19 protein-coding genes and 1 pseudogene are annotated in these 24,088 nt (G+C 74.1%); 7 read left to right on the top strand and 13 right to left on the bottom strand.

The features are described from left to right. Positions 1-49 precede the first annotated feature (49 nt). From H7H31_RS09715 to H7H31_RS09745, 7 genes are all read right to left on the bottom strand, one after another. Positions 50-2,299 carry a LuxR C-terminal-related transcriptional regulator gene (locus H7H31_RS09715; protein ID WP_187062863.1) on the bottom strand — a complete coding sequence of 750 codons (2,250 nt, stop codon included), beginning with the start codon at positions 2,297-2,299 and terminating at the stop codon, positions 50-52. A gap of 406 nt (positions 2,300-2,705) precedes the next feature. Continuing rightward, a complete protein-coding gene (locus tag H7H31_RS09720) occupies positions 2,706-3,329 on the bottom strand; it encodes a TetR-like C-terminal domain-containing protein (RefSeq protein ID WP_187062864.1) in 624 nt (207 codons plus the stop codon). 256 nt (positions 3,330-3,585) lie between these two features. Further along, a complete protein-coding gene (locus H7H31_RS09725) occupies positions 3,586-4,242 on the bottom strand; it encodes a TetR-like C-terminal domain-containing protein (protein ID WP_176164072.1) in 657 nt (218 codons plus the stop codon). 242 nt (positions 4,243-4,484) lie between these two features. Further along, a complete protein-coding gene (locus H7H31_RS09730) occupies positions 4,485-4,994 on the bottom strand; it encodes a GNAT family N-acetyltransferase (RefSeq protein WP_187062865.1) in 510 nt (169 codons plus the stop codon). A 94-nt stretch (positions 4,995-5,088) separates the two neighbouring features. Continuing rightward, positions 5,089-6,129 (bottom strand): Rieske 2Fe-2S domain-containing protein, encoded by a 1,041-nt coding sequence (locus tag H7H31_RS09735; protein ID WP_187062866.1) that lies wholly within the window; start codon positions 6,127-6,129, stop codon positions 5,089-5,091. A gap of 110 nt (positions 6,130-6,239) precedes the next feature. Next, entirely contained in the window at positions 6,240-7,343 is a 1,104-nt protein-coding gene (locus tag H7H31_RS09740) for a Rieske 2Fe-2S domain-containing protein (RefSeq protein WP_187062867.1), read from the bottom strand. 255 nt (positions 7,344-7,598) lie between these two features. After that, the gene (locus H7H31_RS09745) at positions 7,599-8,594 is read right to left on the bottom strand and encodes a phosphotransferase (protein WP_187059550.1); all 996 of its coding nucleotides are present in this window, start codon (positions 8,592-8,594) and stop codon (positions 7,599-7,601) included. Between the two features lie 377 nt (positions 8,595-8,971). Between H7H31_RS09745 and H7H31_RS09750 the strand changes: the two genes are divergently transcribed. Further along, positions 8,972-9,754, top strand: a complete 783-nt coding sequence (locus H7H31_RS09750; RefSeq protein ID WP_187060164.1) for an SDR family NAD(P)-dependent oxidoreductase — start codon at positions 8,972-8,974, stop codon at positions 9,752-9,754. Positions 9,755-9,849: 95 nt separating this feature from the next. Here the strand turns inward: H7H31_RS09750 and H7H31_RS09755 are convergent, their stop codons facing one another. Continuing rightward, entirely contained in the window at positions 9,850-10,329 is a 480-nt protein-coding gene (locus tag H7H31_RS09755; RefSeq protein WP_187060168.1) for a DinB family protein, read from the bottom strand. Between the two features lie 357 nt (positions 10,330-10,686). On the opposite strand from H7H31_RS09755, the gene H7H31_RS09760 reads away from it, so the two are divergent. From H7H31_RS09760 to H7H31_RS09780, 5 genes and pseudogenes are all read left to right on the top strand, one after another. After that, positions 10,687-11,619, top strand: a complete 933-nt coding sequence (locus H7H31_RS09760) for an AurF N-oxygenase family protein (RefSeq protein WP_187060165.1) — start codon at positions 10,687-10,689, stop codon at positions 11,617-11,619. 122 nt (positions 11,620-11,741) lie between these two features. After that, positions 11,742-12,497 (top strand): TetR/AcrR family transcriptional regulator, encoded by a 756-nt coding sequence (locus tag H7H31_RS09765; RefSeq protein WP_187060166.1) that lies wholly within the window; start codon positions 11,742-11,744, stop codon positions 12,495-12,497. A 95-nt stretch (positions 12,498-12,592) separates the two neighbouring features. After that, positions 12,593-12,862 (top strand): hypothetical protein, encoded by a 270-nt coding sequence (locus H7H31_RS09770; RefSeq protein ID WP_187060167.1) that lies wholly within the window; start codon positions 12,593-12,595, stop codon positions 12,860-12,862. 523 nt (positions 12,863-13,385) lie between these two features. Then, positions 13,386-14,405 (top strand): annotated as a pseudogene (locus H7H31_RS09775) (chitinase); the annotation flags it as partial. 295 nt (positions 14,406-14,700) lie between these two features. Further along, the gene (locus H7H31_RS09780) at positions 14,701-15,618 is read left to right on the top strand and encodes a coiled-coil domain-containing protein (RefSeq protein WP_187063329.1); all 918 of its coding nucleotides are present in this window, start codon (positions 14,701-14,703) and stop codon (positions 15,616-15,618) included. Positions 15,619-15,655: 37 nt separating this feature from the next. Here H7H31_RS09780 and H7H31_RS09785 read toward each other — a convergent pair whose 3' ends face one another. The 5 genes from H7H31_RS09785 to H7H31_RS09805 all read right to left on the bottom strand — a co-directional run bounded on the left by H7H31_RS09785 (position 15,656) and on the right by H7H31_RS09805 (position 22,654). Beyond that, the gene (locus H7H31_RS09785; RefSeq protein ID WP_176164061.1) at positions 15,656-16,927 is read right to left on the bottom strand and encodes a styrene monooxygenase/indole monooxygenase family protein; all 1,272 of its coding nucleotides are present in this window, start codon (positions 16,925-16,927) and stop codon (positions 15,656-15,658) included. A gap of 196 nt (positions 16,928-17,123) precedes the next feature. Then, a complete protein-coding gene (locus H7H31_RS09790) occupies positions 17,124-17,729 on the bottom strand; it encodes a GTP-binding protein (RefSeq protein ID WP_372454568.1) in 606 nt (201 codons plus the stop codon). Positions 17,730-17,985: 256 nt separating this feature from the next. Beyond that, positions 17,986-18,375 carry a DUF742 domain-containing protein gene (locus H7H31_RS09795; protein ID WP_176164060.1) on the bottom strand — a complete coding sequence of 130 codons (390 nt, stop codon included), beginning with the start codon at positions 18,373-18,375 and terminating at the stop codon, positions 17,986-17,988. Next, positions 18,372-18,905 (bottom strand): roadblock/LC7 domain-containing protein, encoded by a 534-nt coding sequence (locus H7H31_RS09800; RefSeq protein WP_187063341.1) that lies wholly within the window; start codon positions 18,903-18,905, stop codon positions 18,372-18,374. Before H7H31_RS09800 ends, H7H31_RS09795 begins: the two co-directional genes overlap by 4 nt. A 5-nt stretch (positions 18,906-18,910) precedes the next feature. Further along, a complete protein-coding gene (locus H7H31_RS09805) occupies positions 18,911-22,654 on the bottom strand; it encodes a sensor histidine kinase (RefSeq protein WP_187063330.1) in 3,744 nt (1,247 codons plus the stop codon). A 517-nt stretch (positions 22,655-23,171) separates the two neighbouring features. Here H7H31_RS09805 and H7H31_RS09810 point away from each other — a divergent pair. Continuing rightward, positions 23,172-24,017 (top strand): hypothetical protein, encoded by an 846-nt coding sequence (locus H7H31_RS09810; protein ID WP_187063331.1) that lies wholly within the window; start codon positions 23,172-23,174, stop codon positions 24,015-24,017. The last annotated feature ends 71 nt before the right edge of the window (positions 24,018-24,088 follow it).

The raw sequence follows: 24,088 nt of genomic DNA on the forward strand, positions 1-24,088 counted from the left end.
GGGCCCGGCACCGTCGGGTGCGCCGGGCCCGGCAGGGTGGTGCGTGGTGCTATCCCGCCGCCGTCTGCTGCACGATGCGGGTGACGTGCACGCGGGAGGGGCACTCCAGCTTGTTCATCACCTGGCGCAGATGGTTGACGACCGTCCACTCCGACAGTTCGAGCGAGCGGGCGATCTGGCGGTTGGTCATGCCCTCGGCGACCAGCTCCGCGATCTGGTGCTGCCGGGGGGTGAGCCCGGCCAGCCTGGCATCGGTCCCCGGGCCCGCGACGGGCTTGGGTACCGGTGCCGACAGCGCGGTGGCCAGCGCCGAGTAGAGCGTGGGCGTGTCCACCGCGGTGGCGGTCCGACCGCTGTCACCGTCGGCCGCGTCCCCCGTGGCCTCCCGCAACTGGTCGGACAGCGACCGCAACGCGGCCCCGTCCACGCTCGGCGGCAGCTCGTGCTGCTCCCGCAGTGCCTTGGCCAGCCCCAACAACCGTAGGACGTGCGCTCGCTCCGTGCCGCCTCCGCTCGGCGCCGAGCGAGCCGCTGTCTCCAGCGCGAGCACCACATCGGCCGGGCCGCCGACGTACCGGGTGAGGATCTCCATGGCCTCGCGGACCGTGGTGTACGCCTCCGTCGACCGGCCGGTGGCCAGCCGCACCCGGGCCAGGTGGATCAGCGCGACGGCCCGGGCGTACGGCTCCTCCAGGGACCGCAGCTCCTCCAGGGCCCGCACCAGCGGGGCCTCCGCGTCCGGCTTGCCGCTCCCGGCGCGTACCAGGGACAGCAACCGCCGTGCGGTGGCCGCGTTCCTGACGTCGCCGATCGCGTCCAGCTCGGCCACGGCGAACTCGGCCTGCCGCTCGGCCGCGTCCGCGTCCCCCGCGCGCCGCAGCAACTCCCCCTGCAGCGTGGCCACGCGGGCCCGCCCGCCGGGATCCCCCGTGCCGCGATAGAGCTCGGCGGCCCGGGTCAGCAACGCCCGGGCGCACTGCAACTCCTCGCCCGCCATCGCCCACCGACCCGCCGTCTCCAACGCGTCGGCCAGCAGCGCCGCGTCCCGCGCGTCCCGTACGTCGGCCGCCTCCAGGGCGGTGACGGAGCGGGACAGTATCCCCGCGGACTCGCGGAGCACGTTGTGCACGACCCACGCCTCTTCGAGGGCGAGCAGGGTACGGACCGCGGTGGCGTGCTCCCCCTTGGCCTGGAGCCGCCGGATCGCGGTGCGGATGTCGGCCAGCCGGGTCTGCGCGAGCGCGAGCCAGTGGGCCCGCTCCTCCGCGATGCGCAGCCCGCGTTCGGCGGCGACGGCGAACTTCGCGTAGTGCTCGGCGTGCCGGTTCCGCGCCTCGGCCTGTTCCTCGGGGTCCTGCGCGAGCCGCTTGCGGTAGTAGTTACGGGTCGCGGTGAGCATCCGGAACTCCGGCTCGCCCCCCTCCCGCTTCGCGCTCACCAACAGGCTCTTGTGCACCAGCGAATCCAACCTGCGCGCCGCCTGCATCAGCGACAGGTTGCCCAGTCGCTGCGCGGTGGGCAGGTCGATGGAGGTCTCGCACACCGCGAGCCGCTGGAGCAGCGCCCGCTCCTCGGCGGAGAGCGCCTGGTCGCCCCAGGACAGCGCCCCGGGTACCGACTGGTGACGGGTCGGCACGTCGAGGAGACGGCTGTTGTAGGGGTGGGCACCGCGCCGCAGTTGTTCGAGCAGCGCCCGTGGGCTGAGCGTGCCCACGGCCCGCGCGGTCACCTCGATGGCCAGCGGCACGCCGTCGAGGAGTTCGCAGATCTCGGCGATGTTGTGCAGTTCGCCGCCGTGCAACACGTCGCTGCGGTAATGCGCCCGCACCCGGTCGATGAACAGTTGCACCGCCACCGAGCTGTACGGAGTCTGCCCACCGGAGCCCACGGGGAAGGGCGCCACGGGGAACAGGTGCTCGGCGTACACCTCAAGGGAGATGCGACTGGTCAGCAATACGCGTAGCGCCGGGCAACCACGCAGCAGCGCGGCTATGTCGGTGGACAGCAGCGGTGCCACGAGGTCGCAGTTGTCCAGGACGAGCAGCAGCTCGCGATCGCCGATCTCGGAGCCGACCAGCTCCGGGAGGGCGAGCGCCGCCGCGTCGCCGCCGATGCCGAGCGCCGCCGCCACCTGCCGCCAGGCGATGGTGCGGCTGCCCGTCGACGCCAGGTCGGCCTTGATGATGCCGTCGGCGGCATAGGGCACCGACGTGGCGAGCACGGCGTTCGCCAGTGCGCTCTTCCCCACGCCGGCGGGTCCGGTGATGGTCAGTAGCCGGATTCCGGGATCGTGCAGCATTCCGCAGAGTTCGGCGATTTCCCCTTCCCTTCCGAATAAACGGGCAGAACGGGGTTGGTGCATTTTCTCACGGTTCGTTACGGACAATATGGGAATTGCCTCGCAGACACCGCTATCCATGAGCTGGTTCACGAAATCACTCCCGCCATGACTTCAGGCCACGTCGCCTCCGGCCAAGGGCAGCAACACGAGCACACTCATCAGTCCTGTGACACTGGGCTCGCCAGACCCCCCGATGAGCGCCTCCGTTCGCTCTCCCCCGTGCGCGGTACAAGATGTTTCATAGAGCAGACTTCACCAGGGTCTGCGGCACGAATAGAGCGCCGCTGGAGTCTCACTGAAACATCTGGCCGTCGAGCATAGCGGGCTTTGCTTGTGCGTCGCGCCCGGACCCGGGCGCGCGAGGTCAGTCCGTGCCCCGGACCTGCGGAAGCGCGTAGGTGGCGAGGAAGCGGTCCGCGAGATCGGTTACATAGCCGTCATCGAACGTTCCGTTGAAAAACAGCCTCTTGAAGAGCATCGGGCCGGCCAGCTTGTCGATCGCGGCGTCCGTGGGGAGGTCCGGCGACAGCTCGCCCCGAACCTTCGCCGCCTCGACAATTTCCCGTATGAGTTCCGTACCTTTGCGGTGGCAATCTTCCAGGATGATGGCGCTGGCCCGGTCGGCGGCGGCCCGCTCGATCATCACTCGCAGCGCACGCTCGGCCACAGAATCGAGCAGCATGCTGCGAAACGCCTGCAATTCAGAGATCAAATCGGCCCGCAAGTTGCCCGTCGGTGCGCAATGTTCGACCTCGAAGGAGCGGGCGAGCACGTCGCGGATCAACATGGCCGACTCCGGCCAATGCCGGTAAAGCGTCGTCCGGCCGACTCCGCTGCGCGCCGCCACGGCGACGTGCGTCACCGCGGCCCAACCGTCCTCGATCAGCAGTTGCTGCGCCGCCGTGAGCGCCGCGGCCCGGCTGCGCTCCGCACGCGGATCGGGCCCCCGGTGCGTCACACCGACCGCCGCGCCGTCCGTCTTCGCCATGCATCACGCTCCACGCTGAACTGACTAATGTGGAGCAGTTTGCACCAGACCCCTACTGGGCGCCTACCTCGCCGGCCCTCGCGAGGGCTTTTTGGGCCTGGTCAAACCCCTATCGCGGCGCGAATTGAGCGCTGAGCGCGACCGGGGGGACGCACCGCGCGACGGCCCCGTGCCGCCGGCGGACCGGCCGCGCGCGGAGCCGACGCGGGGCGGCCGAGCCCGGTTCGGCCCGGGCCGGGCCACCGCCGCTCGCGGATCAGTACGCGGCGCCCGCCACGGGCTCGGCCCGCCGCTCGGGGGTCAGCTCGCGCTGCGACTCCGGCGGCACCTCCACCGCGTACGCCCGCAGGAAGCCGTCGACCAGCTCGGTCACGTAGTCGCGCTCGAAGCCGCTGTTGGCGACCAGCCGGCGGAAGAACATGGGCCCGAGCAGCAGCCCGATGGCCTCCTCCGTGCCGAGCCGCGCCGGCAGGTCGCCCTGCTCGCGGCCGTGCTCGATGATCGCCGTCAGCACCTCGGCACCCTTGTGCCGGCACTGCTCAAGCACCTCGGCGTACTCCGCGTCGATCGACGCCTGGTCGATGATCACGCGCAGCGCGCGGTCGCCGGTCGGGTTCTCCAGCAGGAGTTGGAAGGCCCGCAGCTCGCAGATCAGGTCCTCGCGCAGGTCACCCGTGCGGGAGGAGTGATCGATCTGGAACAACTGGGCGAGCAACTGGCGGATGAGCATCGCCGAGTCGGGCCAGTGCCGGTAGAGGGTGGTGCGGCCGACGCCGCTACGGGCCGCGACGGCAACATGGGTGACCGCCGCCCAGCCCTCTTCGATCAGTAGTTCCTGGGCAGCGGCGAGCGCCGCGGCCCGGCTCCGTTCCGCGCGCGGATCGGGCCCCCGGCCCGTCACGCCGACCGTCATACCGTCTTTGTCCACTGGCCTACACGCTCCCCGTGAGGGCTTCACCGCCGTGGAACGTCCGCACCACAGCCACGCTTAGCCTCCAGAGGATAGCAACGATCGACCATACGATCAGTTCCACGGACCGGACATAAACCGACCGCACGCCCGGCCGACCCCACCGCCACGGCTTCCACGGGCCCGGACCGGCCCCACCGCCACGGCTCCCGGAGGCCCGGATCGGCCCGCCCAGCACCGGGTGGTCAGCGCTCGCGCAGCATGCACACCCGGGGCCAGCGGTCCAGGCCGATCTCCGCCTCCCGGCGCCGGATCTCCCGCAGCCCGGGCGTCACCTCGGCGTCGGCCAGCACCCGGAACCCGCAGCGCCGCGCGTAGTACGGGGCGTTCCACGGCACGTCCGCGAAGGTCGTGAGCGTCACCCCGGGCAGCCCCTCGGCCCCGGCGCGCTCGGCGAGGTGGTCGATGAGGCCGCGGCCGACGCCCCGCCGGGCCGCGTCCGGGTGCACCGAGACCTGCTCGATGTGCAGCCGCCCGTCCACGGGGTCGGTCAGCCCGTACGCGACCGGCCAGTCCCCGTCGTCCGCGACGACCCAGCAGCGGCCGGCCCGCTGGTAGTGGGTGAGCTCGGGGAGCGAGGGCGGTTCGTCGTCGGCGATCTCCGGCATGCCGATCGCCCGGAAGCACTCCCCCGCCGCCCGCTCGATGTCCCGTAGCACCGGCAGCTCGTCCCGGCGCGCCAACCTGTTGATCATGCGCCCATTCTGGGGCGAGGGGCGCGGGTCGGGAAAGCGCGTTTCGCGGGCCCGGCTCCCGCGCACGCCGGAGCCGGGCCCGCGCCCGGGCCCGTCAGCCGGCCTGCGCCGGGGCCTGCCCCGGATCGCCGTAGAACTGCCGGGCCCAGCGCCGGAACGGCATGATCGGGCCGTCCCCCTGCGCGAGTCGCGGCTGTTCGTGGTACCTGCTGTGGGCCCAGATGGCGGCGTCGCGGCGGATGTCCACCGCGGCGGCCGGGGCGAAGACGCGCGGTGCCACGGCGGCCACCAGCGAGGCGACCGGCCGGCGGCCGGTGCCCGTCGGCCGCAGGGCGACGGAGACCCGCATCTCGCTCCGGTCGGCCTCCACGGGCGTGACGGACATGCGGGCGCGCAGCTCGAAGCCGAACTTCATGGCATCGGCCTCCACCCGGACGCTGCCGATGCCTTCCAGCGTCACGTGGATCGCGGGCAACGTCGCGTAACGCTTGGTGCCCGCGCGCTCGCCACCGGGGCGGATCTGGTACTGGAACCGCATCAGGTGCCCGTCGATCTCCTGGTCTCCCAGCGGGGCCATGCTGACCTTGTGCAGCGTGCCGAAGTGTCCGAAGTCGACGAAGTTCTCGGCGACGTCCTGCGGGTGGGCCGCCAGCGCGAACCGGGTGCACCGAGGGGTGCGGAACCCCGCCCCCATGATGCCCTCGACTTCCCACTGGGGCGCCTTCCCCTCGGCGTGGGACCAGACGAAGACGAGGTCGTCGACCTCGCGGAAGTCCAGGGTGGCCAGCCGGGCCTTGGGCGGCGGGGTGCCGTAGGCCGTCTTGACGCAAGTCCCCTCCGGGTCGAACTGGAACTGGTGGAAGGGGCAGACGAGGTTGTCGCCGCGTACCGTTCCGCCGTGGCCCAGATGGGCTCCCAGGTGCGGGCAGAACGGCCGCACCACGCTCAGTCGACCGCTCGTGGTGCGGTAGAGGACCACGTCCTCGCCCTTGAGCCGTCGGGTGAGCACCTTGCCGGGGCGCACCTCACCGCTGGTCGCCACGGCGAACCAGCCGTCCGGGTACGGCAGTCCGGGTTGTTCGTTCGGCGATGGCGCGTGGGCCGTGTCCCGCTCGCGCCGTTTCCACCTGCTCATGGTGCACCCCTCGTCACGCTCGTCGTCTGCGCCCGTGTCGTGCCGTGCCGCTCGCTGGCGGCGTGGTGTGGTGGCGGCCCGGACGCCTCGGCCGCGCTCCACGCCGCGCGCTATCCGGTGGGCCCCTCGGCGGCCGGCGGGTCGCCGGCGTCGGCCGACCCCGCCCGCGCGCCGGCGCTCCCCTCTACGCTGTAGAACTGCTCCGACCAGCGCCGGAACTTGACGACCGGCCCGTCTCCCTTGGCCAGCCGCGGCTGCTGGGCGTACCTGCGGTGCTCCCAGATCGGGAAGTCCTTGCGCGTGTCGAACCAGAACAGCCAGGTCAGAGTCCTGGCGGCGAGTTCGGCCGGCAACCCGGCCGCGCCGCGCGGGCCGAGCCGGGTACAGCGGGCGCTGGTGGTCAGGCGCAGGTCGACATGGGCCGCGTCCACGGGCGTGACGGCGAACCGGGTGCGCATCCGGAGGCCGAGCTGGGCCACCTCGATCTCCGTGTACCCGACGCCGATGCCCTGCACGACCACCTTGACCAGGGGCGCGACGGAGGACACCCGCGCGGCGTCGTCGGCGCCCTTGGCCGGGTGGAAGCGGTATGTGGTGCCCATCCGGTGGCCGTCGAACCAGGGCTCCTCGACCACCTCGTGCCGAATGCCGTGGATCGGCCCGAAGTGCCCGTAGTCCACGATGTTCTCGATGACGTCCTGCGGATACTCCACCAGCGCCCGGACCGTGGGGTACGGGCGGGAGAACCCCTCGCCCGAGCGGACGTCGAGTTCCCACTGCGGCGGCTTGCCCAGCGCGTGCCGCCACACGAACACCAGGCCCTCGACCTCGCGGCAGTCCAGGGTGGCCAGCCGGGCCCTGGCGGGCGGCGGCGTGCCGTAGCCGGTGCGCACGCACGTCCCGTCCGGGCCGAACTGGAAGTGGTGGAACGGGCAGCGGATGTCCTCGCCGCACACGGTGCCGCCGTAGCCGAGGTGGGCGCCCATGTGCGGGCAGTGGGCCAGGGTCGCGCGGACCCTCCCGCTGGCCGACCGGTAGAGCACGACGTCCTCGTCCATCAGGCGCCGGGTCAGCACCTGCCCCCGCCGCAACTCGCCGCTGCTGGCGAGTGGGAACCAGCCGTCCGCGTAGGGCCCCCTGGGGGCGAGTCGCGCCATCGAGGGTGGCAGGCCCGCCTCGCCCCGGTCGTACCAACCCGTCTTCCTGACCCGCATGCCGCCCCTTTCCGCGCTGCCGACCCGGCTCGTCGGCGGTGCGTCACTGCCCCGCCCGCGGCCTGTTGCAGCCCTTCCCGACCGGGCGCTCGCGGCAACCGGTGGGGCCGGGGCGGCTGGGGGCACGTAGGGGGCACGCGGGGCGGGCCCACGGCGGGGCGGCGCGGCGCGCCACTCCCCGGGGCGAGGCGGTTGACGGGCGTGGGGGTGGTGAGGGGAGCGCGCGGCGGGTGGCGGTCGTGCGCGCGGGGCAGGTCAGCGCGTCAGCCGCGCCACCGTCTCGCGCAGACCTGACCAGCCGGCCTCGGTGTCCGACGTGCGCTCGTGCGGCCCGCGGAACCAGGTCAGGTACTCGGACACGTCCCGCAGGTCCCAGCGCAGCGCGTACAGGGCCAGCGCGGCGGGGTCCGGGGTGTGCCCGCTGGCCCGCGCGTACCGGTCCAGGTCGGCGGGGCCGGTGGCCACCAGCCACAGGTCCCGCTCGGGGTGGGCGAGCCGCACCGTGTCCCAGTCCACGAGCAGCGGCCGGTCGCCCGCGTGGCCCGCGCCGGCGCGCCGCAGCACGTTGCCCGGGTGCGGCTCGCCGTGGGTGACCACGCGCCGCGCGCCCCGCCCGGCCACCTCGGCGGCCAACGCGTCGTGGGCGGCCAGCCGCTCGCGCAGCGCGGCGGCGGCGTCGGCCACCACCTCCCGCGCCGGCTCCGCGAACGGGCCACCGCGCCACGGGCGCCCGCACTCGGCCAGCGCCCGCCGCAGCACGTCGCCCGTGGGCGACTCCGGCGAGAGTTCGGCGAGGGGTTCGGGTACCGCGCTGCGGTGCAGGGTCGCCAGCAGGTCGAGCAGCGCAGCGCGCTCGGCCTCCGACAACTTCTGCCCGAACGCGCCCGCCTCGCCGCTCTCGTACGGGAAGACGCTGACCGCGAACCGGGGGCCAAGGCGTCGGACGGCGGTGCCGTCCCGGGTGGGCAGCGGGGCCACGACGAAGTCGCGCCCCGGCTGGGCGCGCAGCGCGACGGCCGCCTCCATCGCCGCGCGCAACCCGGCGAAGGCGGCGTCCGCGCCGCCGTCCCACTGGTCCTTGTGCGTGAGGTCGGCGACGGTGACGAAGGCGCGGCGGCCGGCGCCGGTCTCGGCGATCCAGTGGTAGTCGCCGAAGCCGACGGGCGCGTAGGTGAGGTGCGCGCCCCCCAACTCCCAGGCGTCGAGGGCCTGCCGCAGGGTGCGCTCATCGAGATCGGGTCGTTCCCGCATGCCGCGACCGTAATGGCGCCCCCCTCCCCCACGCACGCCAGTTCCGCCCGCCGAGCGCCCTCCCGTACGCCCCGACGCCCCTCAGCCGGCACCGCGCGCGGGCCGACGGGGGTGCGCGGACGGCGGCCCGGGGCGGTCGTGTTCGGCGACGGCGTCCAGGCGGTGGCGCGGGTGGTGGCGGGGGCGGTGGGAACGGCGTGTGGGCGGTGCGGGAGCGCGTGTGGGTGCGCGCCGGTGCGCGGGGCGAGGGCGCGCTGCGTACGGGAGGCGCGACGCGCTTTGGCATCCGACCGGCATGGGTAACTTACGTACGTTTCGCCACTGTTCACCCCGCGAGACCCCTCACGGGCTACTTCGGAGGAAGTGCACCAGAAGCTATGGACCTCCACCTCACCGGTAAGAAGGCTCTCGTCACCGGCGCCAGCCGCGGCACCGGTCTCGCCATCGCCAAGGCCCTGCTCGCGGAGGGCGTGCGCGTGGCCGGCTGCGCGCGCACCCTCACGCCCGCGCTGAAGGATTCCGGCGCCGTGCCGATCGCGTGCGACGTCACCGCGCCCGACGGGCCACGCGACCTGGTCGCGGAGGCCGCGGACACGCTCGACGGCCTCGACTTCCTCATCAACAACGTGGGCGGCAAGGACACCTACAACTCGGGCGGCTTCCTCGCCCTGGACGACGCCGAATGGCAGCGGACGCTGGACCTCAACTTCACCAGCGCCGTGCGCGTCACCCGGGCCGCCCTGCCGCACCTGCTGCGCCAGGGCGGCGCCATCGTCAACATCTCCTCGACGGCGGCCCGCGTCCCGGCGGCCACGACGGTGGACTACGGGGCGGCCAAGGCGGCGCTGAACGCGCTGACCAAGGCGCTGAACGAGGAGTTCGGACCGCAGGGCGTGCGGGCCCTGACCGTCTCGCCCGGTCCGATCAACATCGAGCGCTGGTCCGACCCGGACGGCCCGGCGGCCATCCTGGCCGCGGCGTTCGGCGTCCCGCAGGACGAGTTGGTGGCCCACCTGCCGCAGCGCTTCGGGCTGACGACCGGGCACATCGCGGAGCCGGCCCACATCGGCTCGCTCGTCGCCTTCCTGCTCTCCGGCCAGGCGGCCAGCATCGCCGGGGCCGACGTCCGGGTGGACGACGGGCAGGTCAAGGCCGTCTGACAGTCGCCTTCACCTGCCGCCGCGCCCCGCCCCACCGCCGCCGCGACTCGATCCCCCCGGGTCGCGGCGGTCGCGGTGGTGGCGGGGCGCGGACGTCAGGCCCCCACGGTGCCGTCGACGCCCTCGCGCAGGAAGTCGGCGTGCCCGTTGTGCCGGGCGTACTCGTGGATCACGTGGAGCATGACCAGGCGCAGCGACACGTCCGTGCCCCAGCGGGGTTGGTGGCCGGTCACCTCCAGGGACGGGGCCGCCCGCTCGACGCGCCGGGCGTGCTCGACCTCGGCGCGCCACGCGGCGAACGCCTCCGGCGCGGAGGCCGAACGCGCGACGTACGCCTCCTGGTAGTCGCCATCGGCGGACCAGACGAGCGGGACGTCCTCGCCGGCTATCACCCGTCGGAACCAGGTGCGCTCCACCTCGGCCATGTGCCGCACCAGGCCGAGCAGGGACAGCGTGGACGGCGGCATGGAGCGCTCGCGCAACTCCTCCTCGGTCAGGCCCGCGCACTTCATGGCGAGCGTGGCGCGGTGGAAGTCGAGGTAGGCGCGGAGCGTCTCGCGTTCACCCCCGGTCATCGGCGGGGCGATCCGCTGGCTCCAGTCGGGCGGCACGAGGGGATCACTGGTCACGGCGGCACTCCGGTGGGGCGAGGGGCTCGGGTACGGCTGGCCCGAGCGCTCGCGGACACCGGGACGCTCGGCCCGGCCACGGGCGGGCGACCAGCACGCGGGGAGCGTACGCGAGGCCGCCGCCGGCTCCCCCACCGGGCGTGACGCACCCGAGCCGCGGAACCCGGACCAGCGCGAAGGCGGGCCCCGCCCAGTTGTTACCGCACGGTCAACAAGTTGCGCCCAAGGGATTGACTGCCTTGCTGACACGCAGTCTCATAAGAGCGTGACCGCGGGTAACCCATCAGCGAGGTGTCCTCAGCCATGACTGCGACGATGAACGAGATCGAGATGCTCCGGGACGCCCTCGGACTGCTCAAGGACCGCGAGCAGGTGGCCGAGCGCCTCCTCGACTCCTCCGCCAAGCACTCCTTCGACCCGGACAAGGAGTTGGACTGGGACGCGCCCTTCGAGGAGGGCAAGTGGTTCTGGCCGCCGGAGCTGGTCTCGCTCTACGACACCCCGATGTGGCAGCGGATGTCGGAGGAGCAGCGAATACAGCTCTCCCGCCACGAGTCGGCGGCCCTGGCCTCGCTCGGCATCTGGTTCGAGATCATCCTGATGCAGCTCCTGATCCGGCACATCTACGACCGCCCGACCACCAGCGCGCACGTGCGGTACGCGCTGACCGAGATCGCCGACGAGTGCCGGCACTCGATGATGTTCGCGCGGCTCATCCAGAAGTCGGACGTTCCCGCGTACCCGGTCACGCGGCTGCACCACAACCTCGGCCGCCTCTTCAAGACCATCTCCACCACGCCGGGTTCGTTCACCGCCACCCTGCTGGGCGAGGAGATACTCGACTGGATGCAGCGGCTCACCTTCCCGGACGAGCGCATCCAGCCGCTGGTGCGCGGCGTCACCCGCATCCACGTCGTGGAGGAGGCCCGCCACGTGCGCTACGCGCGCGAGGAGCTGCGCCGCCAGATGGTGACCGCGCCGCGCTGGGAGGCCGAGTACACCCGGCTGGTCTCCGGCGAGTTCGCCCGTATCTTCTCCGTCGCCTTCATCAACCCGAAGGTCTACTCGGACGTCGGGCTCGACCGCCGGGAGGCCGTGGCCCAGGTCAAGGCCAGCGGCCACCGCCGCGAGGTGATGCAGACCGGCGCGAAGCGGCTGACGGACTTCCTGGACGACATCGGCGTGCTGCGCGGCGTGGGCCGCAAGCTGTGGCAGAGCAGCGGGCTGCTGGCCTGACGCCGCCCCCACCGGCGGGGCACCGGCCACCTCGCGCGGGTGGCCGGTCGCGGGGCCTCCCGTAGGCCCCGACCCGTCGCCGCACCCGCCGGATAGGCTGCTCGTATGAGAGGCAGCCCTTCATGACCAGCGGCGGGAGCGCCCCCGCGGCCACGACCCGGCCCGCGCCCCGCGGCGCCTACCGCAGGCTCAGCGTCGAGGAGCGCCGCGCCGAACTGCTCGCCGCGGCGCTCGGACTCTTCGCCCACCGCCCGCCGGAGGACGTCTCGTTGGACGACGTCGCCGCGGCGGCCGGCGCCTCCCGGCCCCTGGTCTACCGCTACTTCCCCGGCGGCAAGCAGCAGTTGTACGAGGCGGCCATCGGCAGCGCGGCCGAGCAGTTGCGGGGCTGCTTCACCGAGCCGCAGACCGGGCCGCCCACCCAGCGGCTGAGCCGGGTCCTGACCCGCTACCTCGCCTTCGTGGACGAGCACGACGCGGGGTTCTCCGCGCTGCTCCAGGGCGGCAGCGTCGCCGAGACCTCCCGGACCGACGCCATCGTGGACGGCGTGCGCCGCGCCGCCGCCGAGCAGATCCTCATCCACCTCGGCACGCCCGAGCCCGGCCCGCGGCTGCGGATGATGGTGCGGGTGTGGATCACCGCGGTGGAGGCGGCGTCGCTGATCTGGCTGGACGAGGGGAAGCAGCCGCCGCTGGACGAGCTGCGCACCTGGCTGGTGGACCACTTCGTGGCGCTGCTCACGGCGACCGCCGCGCGCGACGAGGAGACCGCGCGGGTGGCGCGGGCGACCCTCGCGCTGGAGGGTTCGCAGGGCGCCGTCGCCGATCTGACCCGCCGCATCCTGCCCCTGGTCGACGACGCCGCGCACCTGCTCTGAGCAGGGCCTCCACCCCGCGCCGGCCGCCCGCGAGCGCCTGCGGCCAGCACACTGCCACGGCTGCGGGCGGCGCCATCGGTGTGACACTGGGGAGCGTGAGAAGCGTAGAGACGCCCTTCGTCGGCGGGCCGCTGGACGGTCGCGTACTGCCGGTGCTGACCGGCGCGACCGGGCAGCCACCCAAGACGTACGAGGTGCCGGTCCCCAACGACGACGGCACCCCGCCGACGGTGTACGTCTACGTCCGCGTCCCCGTCGCCCTCTCCCGCCGCCTCGGCGTGCCCCGCGGCTGGCAGTACGAGTACGCCCCGGAGGGCAGGCCGCGCGAGGGCCTCAAGTGGCCCTGGTCCCGCCCGAACCGCTGACCCGCCGCACCACCCGGGGCCGCCGCGCCCCCCGGCACGTCCCACCGGCCGCCCGCACCGCAGCCGCCCGCACCGCCGCCGCCCACGCGGCGGTGCGGGCGGCCGTCTGACGGCGCCGTGGCCCAGTCGCACGCCCCGGGACCAGCGGGTCCGGGGGCCGCACCCGCGCTTCAGTTTTGGTCCGGACCATTGACACTTCTGGTCTAGTCCTTGTTTGCTGCTTGCGCGGAGAGAGCCGCTTCCGCGCCTCCCTGGCCGTCCCCCACCCCACGGAAGCGCCTCTCCGCCTCGACCCCGTACGCCCCACCCGTACCGCTGTCGAAGCCCCCAAGGAGCCCCCATGCGCTCGCACCCCCGTCCCCGTCCGCGCAGCCGCGGGAGATCGCTCGGCGTACTGCTCGCCGCGGCGAGCGCCGTCGCCGCCACCGCGCTCACCGTCCCGTCCCCGGCGACGGCCGCCCCCGCCCCAGCCGCCACGGCGCGGCCGGCACCGGCGCCCGCGCCCGCCCCCGCGCCGACCGCGCTCCCGGAACACGCCCTGGTCGGCTACCTGCACGCCAGCTTCGCCAACGGCTCCGGCTACACCCGGATGGCCGACGTCCCCGACAGTTGGGACATCATCGACCTGGCCTTCGGCGAGCCGACCTCCACCACCTCCGGCGACATCCGGTTCAGCCTCTGCCCCAAGAGCGAGTGCCCGAACGTCGAGACCGAGGACGAGTTCAAGGCCGCCATCAAGGCGAAGCAGGCCGCCGGCAAGAAGGTGCTCATCTCCATCGGCGGCCAGAACGGCCAGGTCCGCCTGGAGTCGACCGGCGCCCGCGACAAGTTCGTCTCCTCGGTGGGCGCCATCATCGACCGCTACGGACTCGACGGCCTCGACATCGACTTCGAGGGTCACTCGCTGTCGCTGAACACCGGCGACACCGACTTCAAGAACCCGAAGACCCCCGCCATCGTGAACCTGATCTCGGCGGTCAAGACCCTGAAGGCCAAGTACGGGCCGGACTTCACGCTCACCATGGCGCCGGAGACGTTCTTCGTGCAGCTCGGCTACCAGTTCTACGGCTCCGGCCCCTGGGGCGGCCAGGACCCGCGCGCCGGGGCGTACCTGCCGGTCATCCACGCGCTGCGGGACGACCTGACGCTGCTGCACGTACAGGACTACAACTCGGGCCCGATCATGGGCCTGGACAACCAGTACCACTTCATGGGTGGCGCCGACTTCCACATCGCGATGACGGACATGCTGCTCACCGGCTTCCCCGTGGCCGGCAACAAGAACAACGTCTTCCCCGCGCTCAAGCCCTCCCAGGTCGCCATCGGCCTGCCGGCGAGCACCCACGCGGGCAACGGGCACACCGCGCCCGGCGAGGTCACCAAGGCACTGAACTGCCTCACCAAGAAGACGGACTGCGGCAGCTACCAGACCCACGGCACCTGGCCCGCCCTGCGCGGCCTGATGACCTGGTCCATCAACTGGGACAACTTCAACAAGCGGGAGTTCTCGAAGAACTTCGACGCCTACTACGGGCGCCGCTAGCCAGCCCGCGGGGCGAGAGCACCCCGGCGTCGGTGAGCGGCGGGACGCCGACCGCCGCGCCAGCCACCAGGCGCCTCGCCCCGGCCGCGCCGCCGACGACGGCCCCCACCGCGTCGCCGGCGCGGCCCCCGGCCGGGCCCGCACCCGCCGACCCGCCGCACAGGCGCGCCCGGTACGCCGAGCAGGTGACCGGGCGGACCCACCCTCCGCAAATATCCGGTTTATACGACTAACCGTGTCACGATCCGAAGACCGGGCCACCGGCCCGGGACCGTCGAGGCCGTGGAGGTGAGTCGTGCCGCAACGCCACGTACGGGGCGCGTGCGCCCTCGCACTGGCCGCGAGCGCCGGGCTCGCGCTGCCCGCGCCGGACGCCGTCGGCGCGCCGCCCCCGCCCCCCGCGCCCCACCACGGGCCCGACCGCACCACCGAACCCCCGCGCACGCCGGGCCCCCTCGCCGGCCCCCGGCGTGCGCCGGCACGCACGGCCGCGCCCGGGGGCGTGCCGGTGAGCGTGCTGCTGGCCCAGCTCAAGACGCACTACCGGGCGACCGACGAGGCCAGCGCGCGCTACCGGGCCATCGAGCGCCAGCTCAACCGCCAACGGCGCACCACCCAGCGGCTGATGGCGCGGCTCGCCGAGGCCCGTACCGGCCTCGCCGCCGCCCGCGAGAGCGCCGGGCGGCTGGCCCGACAGCAGTACCGGTACAGCCTCGGCTTCTCGCCGGCCGTCCGGCTGCTGCTCAGCGACAACCCGGGCCGGGTGCTGGACGAGGAGCACGAGCTGCGCCGCGCGGCCGGCCGCACGGCAGCCGTCGCGGCCCGGCTCGCCGACGCCGAGATCACCACGGACTACTACGCCACTCGCGCCCGCCGGGCGCTGGACCGCAGGCAGACACTGGCCGACCGGCACAAGCGCCAGCGCGACCTCGTGCGCGCCCGACTCGCCACCGTCGAACGCCTCCTGGCGTCCCTGACCGCCGACCAACTCGCCGCGCTCCAGCGGCTTGAGACGTACGGCGCATACGGCGCCCCCGGCACCGCAGCGGCGCGCGACCCCGCTGCCGCCGGGGGCGCTCCGGCCACGGACGGCCGGGGCCCCGCGAGCACCCCGCCGGCGGCCCCGCCCCGCGCCGCCGCGCGGCCGGCCGGGCCGGCGGCCGGCGCCGCGCCCGGCACGCCGCCGGCCGCGAACCGCCCGCGCGGCCGATAGCCCGCGCGAGGCGCCGGGGCCGGGCGCGGTCCGCCCGCTACGCCGGCACCTCGGGCGCCGCCTCGCCGACCCGCGCGAGGTAGGCGGCGGCCAGGTCCGGGTCGTAGAAGTAGTGCTCGAAGTCCGCGGGGTCGTTGAAGCCGTTCGCGAAGCGGTCGGCGACCGGCTGGAGGCCGCCCGCCGCGCCGAACAGGTTCAGCACGTGCTCCGGCGGCGGGGCCAGCATCGCGTTGGTCCACTTGGTGACGTACTGCGCCGTCTGCCAGTACCGGTCGAACGTCGCCCGCATCCACGCGGCGTCGAACGGCTCGTCGCCGCGCTCCAGGATGGAGGCGAGGTAGGAGGCGGCGCACTTGCTCGCGGAGTTGGAGCCCTGGCCGGTGATCGGGTCGTTGGCGACCACGACGTCGGCGACGCCGAGCACCACGCCGCCCGACGGCAGGTGCCCCACCGGCTGCCGGACGGTCGGCGCGTACCGGCCGGCGAGCGTGCCGCGCGCGTCCGTCAGCTCGACGGCGGTGGAGCGCGCGTACTCCCACGGCGTGAACCTCTTCAGCAGCTCCAGCGTCAGGGCCAGGTGCTCGTTCGGGTCCTTGATCCCCTGGAAGGCGTCGAGCGGACCGCCGGGGATGCCCTCCCAGAAGAGGATGTCGGCGCGGCCGGAGAGCGTCAGCGTCGGCATCACGAACAGTTCGCCGACGCCGGGCACCACGTTGCAGCGCACCGCGTCGAACTCGGGGTGCTCGGGGCGCGGGCCCATCCCGTGCACGTACGCGACGGACAGCGCCCGCTGCGGGGTCTCGTACGGCGAGCGACTGGCGTCCCGGCCGAACATCGAGACCAGCTCGCCCTTGCCCGCGGCGACCATCACCAGGTCGTAGGCGCGGGAGAAGTAGTCGAGGTCCGACACGGCCGCGCCGTGCACCACGAGCTGGCCGCCGCGCTCCGCGAACGTCTCCATCCAGCCGGCCATCTTCACCCGCTGGTCCACGGACTGGGCGATGCCGTCCAGCCTGCCGACCCAGTCGATCAGCCGGGTGGAGGAGCCGGTCGCCTCGTCGGGCGGCCCCGCGACGGACACCCCGAGCCCCTCGATGCGCGGCGCCTGGTCCTCCCAGAAGTTCAGCCGCAGATCGCGCTCGTGCTGCAGGGCCGTGTGGAACATGCACTGCGTGGACATCACGCGCCCGGTGCGTATCTCGTCGGCCGTGCGGTTGGACATCAGGGTGACCTCGTACCCGTGGGACTGCAGGCCGAGGGCGAGTTGCAGGCCGGACTGGCCGGCACCGACGATGAGGATCTTCCGCATGACAGCTCTCTCTCACACAGCGCGCCCCGGCGCCCCGCCGCCCGCCCCGCTCCCGGCGTGAGCCGACGGGCGGGCGAGCGCGGATCGCCGAGTCGACGACACGTACAACAACAAAAGGGAGGGGTTCCCACGCGACGGCACAGGGCGCGGGAGGCGGCGGGGCCGGGTCGGCCGGGCCCGCTCGCGCGAGGCCACGTCACTCCGGCGTGCGGTCCAGCGCGTAGCCGACCAGCGCGAGCAGCGTCTCCACCACCGTGTCCCGCCGCCGCGCGTCCATGATCACGATGGGCACGTGCGGCGGCACGGACAGCGCGTCGCGCACGTCGTCGGCGGTGTACTCCTCGGTCCCCTCGAAGTGGTTGACGGCCACGACGTAGGGCAGCCCGCCGCTCTCGAAGTAGTCCAGGGCGGGCCAGGAGTCCTCCAGGCGGCGGGTGTCGACCAGGACGATCGCGCCGATCGCGCCCCGCACCAGGTCGTCCCACATGAACCAGAACCGCTGCTGGCCCGGCGTTCCGAACAGGTAGAGCACCAGGTCGGACGCGAGGGTGAGGCGCCCGAAGTCCATCGCGACGGTGGTCGTGGTCTTGTGCGGAGTGGCCTCGATGTCGTCCACGTCCACGCTGGCCTGCGTCATCAGCGCCTCGGTCTGGAGCGGGGTGATCTCCGAGACCGAGCCGACGAACGTCGTCTTGCCCACGCCGAACCCGCCGGCCACCACGATCTTCGTCGCGGTGGGCGCGCGGGTGCGGTCGAACTGCCACCCCTGCAGGCCCTCCTCGGCGGCGAGCAGCCTCGCCACCTCGTCGGCCGCCGCGCGCTCGTCGAGGCCGACCACGCCGGCGGGTGCGCCGGCGTGCCCCACGATGTCGATGCTGCCGTCGATGCTCTCCTGCGTGCCGTCGTCGGGACCGACCAGGGCCCGCGCGCCCACCGGCGCCACGCCGCCGACGACGGGGCCGGGGCCGGCCGCGGTGGCGGGCAGGTCGGCGGCGGGGTCGCTCGTCGGGGCCCGGTCCGACGGCGGGTCCGCGACGGCGGGTATCGCCGTCACCGTTTCAGAGCCTGCGGAGTCCACCGAGCACCCTTTCCAGCAGCGCGCGGTCCGGCTGCCCAGGCTCCCGCCCGGCGCCGTAGACGCGAATCTTTCCCTGGTCGGCGAGGTCGCTGAGCAACACCCGCACGACGCCGAGCGGCATCTTCAGGAGCGCGGCCACCTCCGCCACCGAACGCATCCGGCGACACAGCGCGACGATGGCCCTGATCTCCGGCAACACCCGGCTGTTCAGGCCGCCGGAGGTCAGCTCCCGCCGCTCCTCGGGCGCCTCCAACGCGGCCACGAACGTCTCGACCAGCAACACGTGCCCACACCGCGTCCGACCGCCCGTCAGGCTGTACGGGCGCACGCGCGACGGTCGCCGTCTCGGCAACTGGGAGGTCGCGCTCATCGCGCCGACTCCACCGACTTGCGCAGCTCGCTGCGCAGTTCCGGCGTGAGCACGTGGCCGGCCCGGCCGACGAACAGGGCCATGTGGTAGGCCACCACGGTCATGTCGCAGTCGGGCGTCGCGTGCACGCCCAGCAGCGAGCCGTCGCTGATCGACATCACGAACAGGCTGCCCTGTTCCATCGCGACCATCGTCTGCTTGACGCTCCCACCGTCCATGAGCTGCGCCGCGCCCAGCGTGAGGCTGCCGAGCCCCGAGACGATGGTGGCCAGGTCGGCGCTCGAACCCTTCGGCCCGTCCTGCCCCAGCGCCGGCTTGGCCGGCCTGGCCGCCGCCGCGGTCTCCTCCGGATCGGAGGAGAGCAACAACAGGCCGTCGGAGGAGACCACGGCCACCGACATGACCCCGGGCACCTCCTCCACCAGATTGGTCAGCAACCAGTGCAGGTTGCGGGCCTCGTTGCTCAGCCCGTACGCGTGCGGCCTGGCCGGAGCCTCGGTCGGCGTCTCGGGGGGCGCCCCCCGGAACATTGCGGTCAACTGCGTGCCTCCTCGACAGTTTCACCCTCGTCCAGCGCCCCCGCTTGGTGTTGCGTGTGCCCTTGTCGCGCGTGCCGCTGTCGCGGCTGTCGATCCTCTGGCTGCCGACCGGTCGGCGGCTGGTCAAGCCGCTCCTGGTCGTACGGCGATTGATGATGCTGCTCCTGGTCGTACGTGGGTTGGTCGGACTGCCCCTGGCCCCGGCCCTCGACCTGGCCCTGGCCCTCGCCCGGCTGCGCGCGCCGGCTCTGCCCCGGTCCGCTTTCGTGCCCCGGCGCGGGGGCGTGGCTGCCGGGTCCCGGTGCGGGGGTGTGGGGCGCGGGGGTGTGCGGAGTGGAGGCGTGGGCCGGCTGGTCGAGCGCCGGCGGTCCCCCGGGGCGCGGGGCGAGAGGCGGTTCCTGCGCCCGGTCGGGTCGCGGCTGGTCGCCCCGCTGGTCCCACGGCGCGGGGCCGCGCTGCGCGGCCACGCGCTCCGCGATCTCCGCCTCGGCGTCCCGGCGGCCCTCCCGCGCGCCCTGCTGGAACCCGCCGAGCCGCCGCCGCAACGCCTCCGCGTCGACCGTGCGCCGCTCGCCCGCCAGGGGCTTGCGCGGCGCCACCACCCGCGGAGTCCGCTTGGGGAGCCCCTTGTCGGTGCGGGGCCCGTCGGCGCGCGCGGCGTCGGCGTACGCCTCGTCCGGCGCAGGGGCGCCGTCTCGGGGCTCCGTGGTGTCGAGCGGGCCGCGCGCGTCCGGGCTCGCCGGACGCGGGTCCGCCGGGCGCGGGACGGGCGGGGTCCACAGGGTCCGCGCGGGCTCCGGCGGGGCATCGGGCCCGGCGTCCGGTTCCTGGCGCGCCGAGCGTTCGATGGCCCGCTCGGCCGCGGCCACCAGCGGGTCACGCCGCACCGCGGGCGCGGCGTGGGCCCCGGTCCGCGACGCGGCGCCCGCGCCTGTCGAGGACCCGGCCCCCGCGTCGGCCGGAGCGGGACCGTCCGCGGCGCCACGCGCCCTGGCCCGCAGCGGCGCGTCCGGCCACGGGTCGGACGGTTCGGCGTCGCCGCGACCGCCGGCGGGCGCCCCGTCAGAGCGCGGGCCGGGGGTTGCCGGCTGACCCTCGCGCGGACCCGGCACCAGCGGCCCACCGTTCAGCGGCTCCGCCTCGTCGGGGCCGGGACCCCACGGCTCGCCCGTCCACGGCATGGGCCGGGCCTCGCCGGGCCGGTACTGCTCGGGGTGTTCGCGGCCACCGAGCGGGGCGATCGGCTCGGAGTGCGTGTGCCGCGCCCGCCGCCGCCCCGTCGGCTGGTCCGCCGCCGACAGGTCATCGCCACGGGGCGCGGGGCCGGGCGCGGAGGCGACGCCGGACACGCGCGTGGCGGTCCCGGCGCCCGAGAAGGTCGCCCCCCGGGGCACGGCGTCCTCGTCCCCGGGGGCGGCGGGGGCGGCATGGGCAGCGGGAGCCGCGTGCGCGGCGGGGGGCGCGTGCTCGGCGCCCGGGTCGCCGCCGGCGGCGCGCGCCCCGCCGTCGTGCGCCGCCGAACCGTGCGCGGCCGAACCGTACGCGGTGGGCTCGTACGCGGTGGGCTCGTACGCGACGGAGTCGTGCGAGACCGCGTCGTGGGCCGTGCGTGAGGCGGCCGGATCGTACGCGTCGGGCTGCTCCAGGACGGCGGCCTCGGACCCGGGCGCCTGACTCGCCGGCACGGGCGCGGCGTTCGGCACGGGCGCGGCGTTCGGCACGGGCGCGGCGTTCGGTGTCGCCTCGCCGAGCTGCGCCGGCGCGTCGCCGGCGGTGCCGGTGGGGCCCGTGCGCAGGGCCACCGAGCGCACGCTTCCCGCCGCTGGCAGCGGCTGCGGGAGGATCTGCCGCGGCAGCACGACGACCGCGGTGACCCCGCCCTGCTTCTGCTCGCGCAACTGCACCCGCACCCCGTGCCGGGCCGCGAGCCGGGTGACCACGTACAGCCCGAGCCCCAACGGGTCCTCCGGCTGCGGGCCCTGGCAGTAGTCCGGGACGGGGTCGGCGAGCCGGGCGTTCAGCTCGTCGAAGCGCTCCGGCGTCATGCTGATGCCCTCGTCCTGCACGGAGAGCATCACCTCGCCGCTCTCCATCAGCCAGCCGGAGACGTGCACCTCGGTGCCGGGCGGGGAGAACACGGTGGCGTTCTCCAGCAGCTCCGCGATCAGGTGGCTGATGCTGTCGGCCGCGAACCCGGCGACCTGCGCCTGCGGCGGCAGCGCCTGGATACGGATGCGCTGGTACCGCTCCACCTCGCTGATCGCGGCGCGCAGCACGTCAAGGAGCGGCACCGGCCCCGGGTGGTTGGACTGGCGCTCGGAACCCGCGATGACGAGCAGGTTCTCGCTGTACCGGCGTATCCCGGTGGCGAGGTGGTCGAGCGTGAAGAGGGTGTCGAGCCGCTCCGGGTCCTGCTCGCTCTCCTCCATCGTCTCGATGACGGTCAACTGCCGCTCCACCAGGCCCAGGGTGCGCAGGGCCAGGTTGACGAAGCTGCTGTGCACCCGCTCGCGGAGGCCGTCGAGCCGGGCCTGCACCTCGTCCTTGAGCCGGCGCAGTTCCTCGCACTCCTGCCGGATCTCGGCGATCTGCGCCGCGAGGTGCTGGCGCTCCTCGATCAGGTGCCCGCGCTCGGCGGCGAGCTTGGCGACCCGGGCGCGTTGGCTGCCCAGGTTCTCGTGGAGCTGGTTGACGGACTGTGCGAGCCCGGCGAACTCGTCCCCACGGGCCGCGTCCCGACGCCTGAGGGCCACCGGTTCCGCGCCGGTCGGGTCCTCGACCAGCCGCCGGGCTCCGGCGCGCAGCGCGACGAGCGGACGCGTCACCGAACGGGTCGTGCGCACGCTCACGGCGATCGCGAGCAGCAGACACCCGAGCAGCAACGCGGCCCGCAGCTCCAACGCGGTGATCTCGTCGTCGCGCGTGCGCTCCGCGCGCGTCAGCCCGTCAGCGGCCAGCGCGGTCTCGACGCCACGCAGCCGGTCGATACGGGCGGTGAGCGCGGCGTCGACCCGCTCCCGGTCGAGCGCGAGGTCGGCGGGGGACAGGCGGGGGGCGTCGGTGAGCTGGGCGAGATAGCGCGCGGCCGCGGCGACGTCGTGGCCGGTGGCGGCGCGCTCCGCGCGCTCGCGGGCGGGTCTCGGCGCGAGCTGGGCGAAGTCGGCGAGCGCCGCCTCCTCGCGCAGTCGGGTGCGCTGCGCCGCGGCGGTGAGGTCCGGTTGGCGCCCGCCGGAGGCCAGGGCCCCGAGCAACAGCGCCCGACTGCCGGACGCCTGTTCCACGGCGCGGCCGAGCGGGCCGAGGGAGCTGGGTTCGGCCACGCCGGCGGCGCGGTGCAGGGCCCGCACCGCGCCGGTGTACGCGTCGAAGGTCTCGACGGCCGAACCGGGCCCCGACAGCGCCCGCTGCCGGACCTTCGGCAGCCCGCCGAGCCGCTTGGTGGCGTCGGCGAAGGTCACGGAGGCGTCGTTCGCGCTGTCGCGCAGCTCCCCGATCTGCCGGTCCACCCGGGCGCGCACGGCCTTCGTCGCGCCCCCGCCGAGGGCGGCGGAGCGCCCGGTCGCCACGTGCTCCGTCATCGCGTCGCGTTCGTCGGCCAGTGAGTGGGCGAGGGAGACGGCCGCCACGGCGGCCTCGGCGCGATCGACGCGGCGCTGGGCGTCCTGGACGTCATGGGTCGCCGTGACGAGGACGGGGGCTCCGGCCGCGATCACCGCGGCGGCGACCACGGTCACGGACACGACGAGTCGGTTACGCACCCGTGCCCGATGCTCCGGCACAGGATTGCGCTCGCCTGGACTGCCCTTGCTGCCCCGAAGCCGTCTCTTCCGCACCGGTGCCCACATTCTTCTCTCGCCCGACCCGCCGTGGTTCCAGGAGGTGACGACAGCTCCGCAGTTGCTCTGGGACCGTGCGCTCGACCGTGTGACCTCACGCTCGTACCCACTCCTGGTACGGAAACCGACCTTTCCAGTACCGCCGTGCGGCGGGCACGCATCGACAGCCCGGCCACTCGAACGAGTGAACATCAATCGGAAGTTGGCCATCAACTTGCACCACGGTCCGCACACGCGCGCTGACTCGACCAAGTGGAAAACACCACGGTGTCCTGACAGGATGCCCGCCCGCAGCCCTTCGGGGGCCGGTTCCGCGCGAATTAACCTCACCGAAACCCGCGGGAGGCCCTTGGTATGGGCCAATATCCGAACCGCTTTCGCCTCTCGGTAGGAGCGGGTGACGGTCCGGCAGACTTGCGCCATGCGTCTCGACCTGGCCACCGTTCCCGGGGATCCCCAACGCCCCAACGAGGACTACGCGTCCATAGCTCTCCCAGCGTCCGGGCAGGGTGGAGCGCTGGTGCTCCTCGACGGCGTCACACCACCGCCGTACCCGTACGGGTGCAGCCACTCGGTCCCCTGGTTCACCGCCCGACTCGGCGGCGCCCTGCTCGAACTGTCCGGTTCGCGGCGGGATATGCCCCTCGCCGACTGCCTGGCGGCGGCGATTACCCGTACCGCCGACGCCCATCGCGGCACGTGTGACCTTTCTCATGTTCGTACGCCCCAGGCAACCGTGGTCGTCGTCCGCTGGGACGCCGACCGCGTGGAGCATCTGGTGCTCTCCGACTCCTCCCTGCTGATCGAGGCGCCCGACGGCATGGTGACGCCGGTGCTCGACTCCCGGCTCGACGAGCTGCCGCACCGCGTGCGCGCCCTCGGCGCCGCCGCCCGGGCGCTCCCGCGCGGCTCGGCCGAGCGTCGCGCGGCGGGCGCCGAGTACGGGCGGGCCGTGGAGGCCCTGCGCAACGCCGAGGGGGGCTTCTTCACCGCCGCCGCCGACCCCGACGTCGCCCGCCGGGCCGTCACCGGCACCACCCCGCGCGCCGAGGTCCGGGCCCTCGCGGCGCTCAGCGACGGGGCCACGCGCTGGGTCGAGATCTTCCGCGAGGGCGACTGGACGGAGAGCTTCGCCCTGCTCCGCAAGGAGGGCACGCAGGCCCTGCTCGACCGGGTACGGGCCGCGGAGGACGCCGACCCGGACGGCGTCACCTTCCCCCGCGGCAAGCACCACGACGACGCGACGGCGATCTACGCCGAGCTGTGACCGGGCGCCCCACGGTCCCCCGCTGGGCCCCACCGGGCGAACTCGGAGGCGACGTGGAGGCCGTCGGCCCG

The sequence above is a fragment of the Streptomyces buecherae genome (assembly GCF_014295035.1).
Taxonomy (GTDB): Bacteria; Actinomycetota; Actinomycetes; order Streptomycetales; family Streptomycetaceae; genus Streptomyces; species Streptomyces youssoufiensis.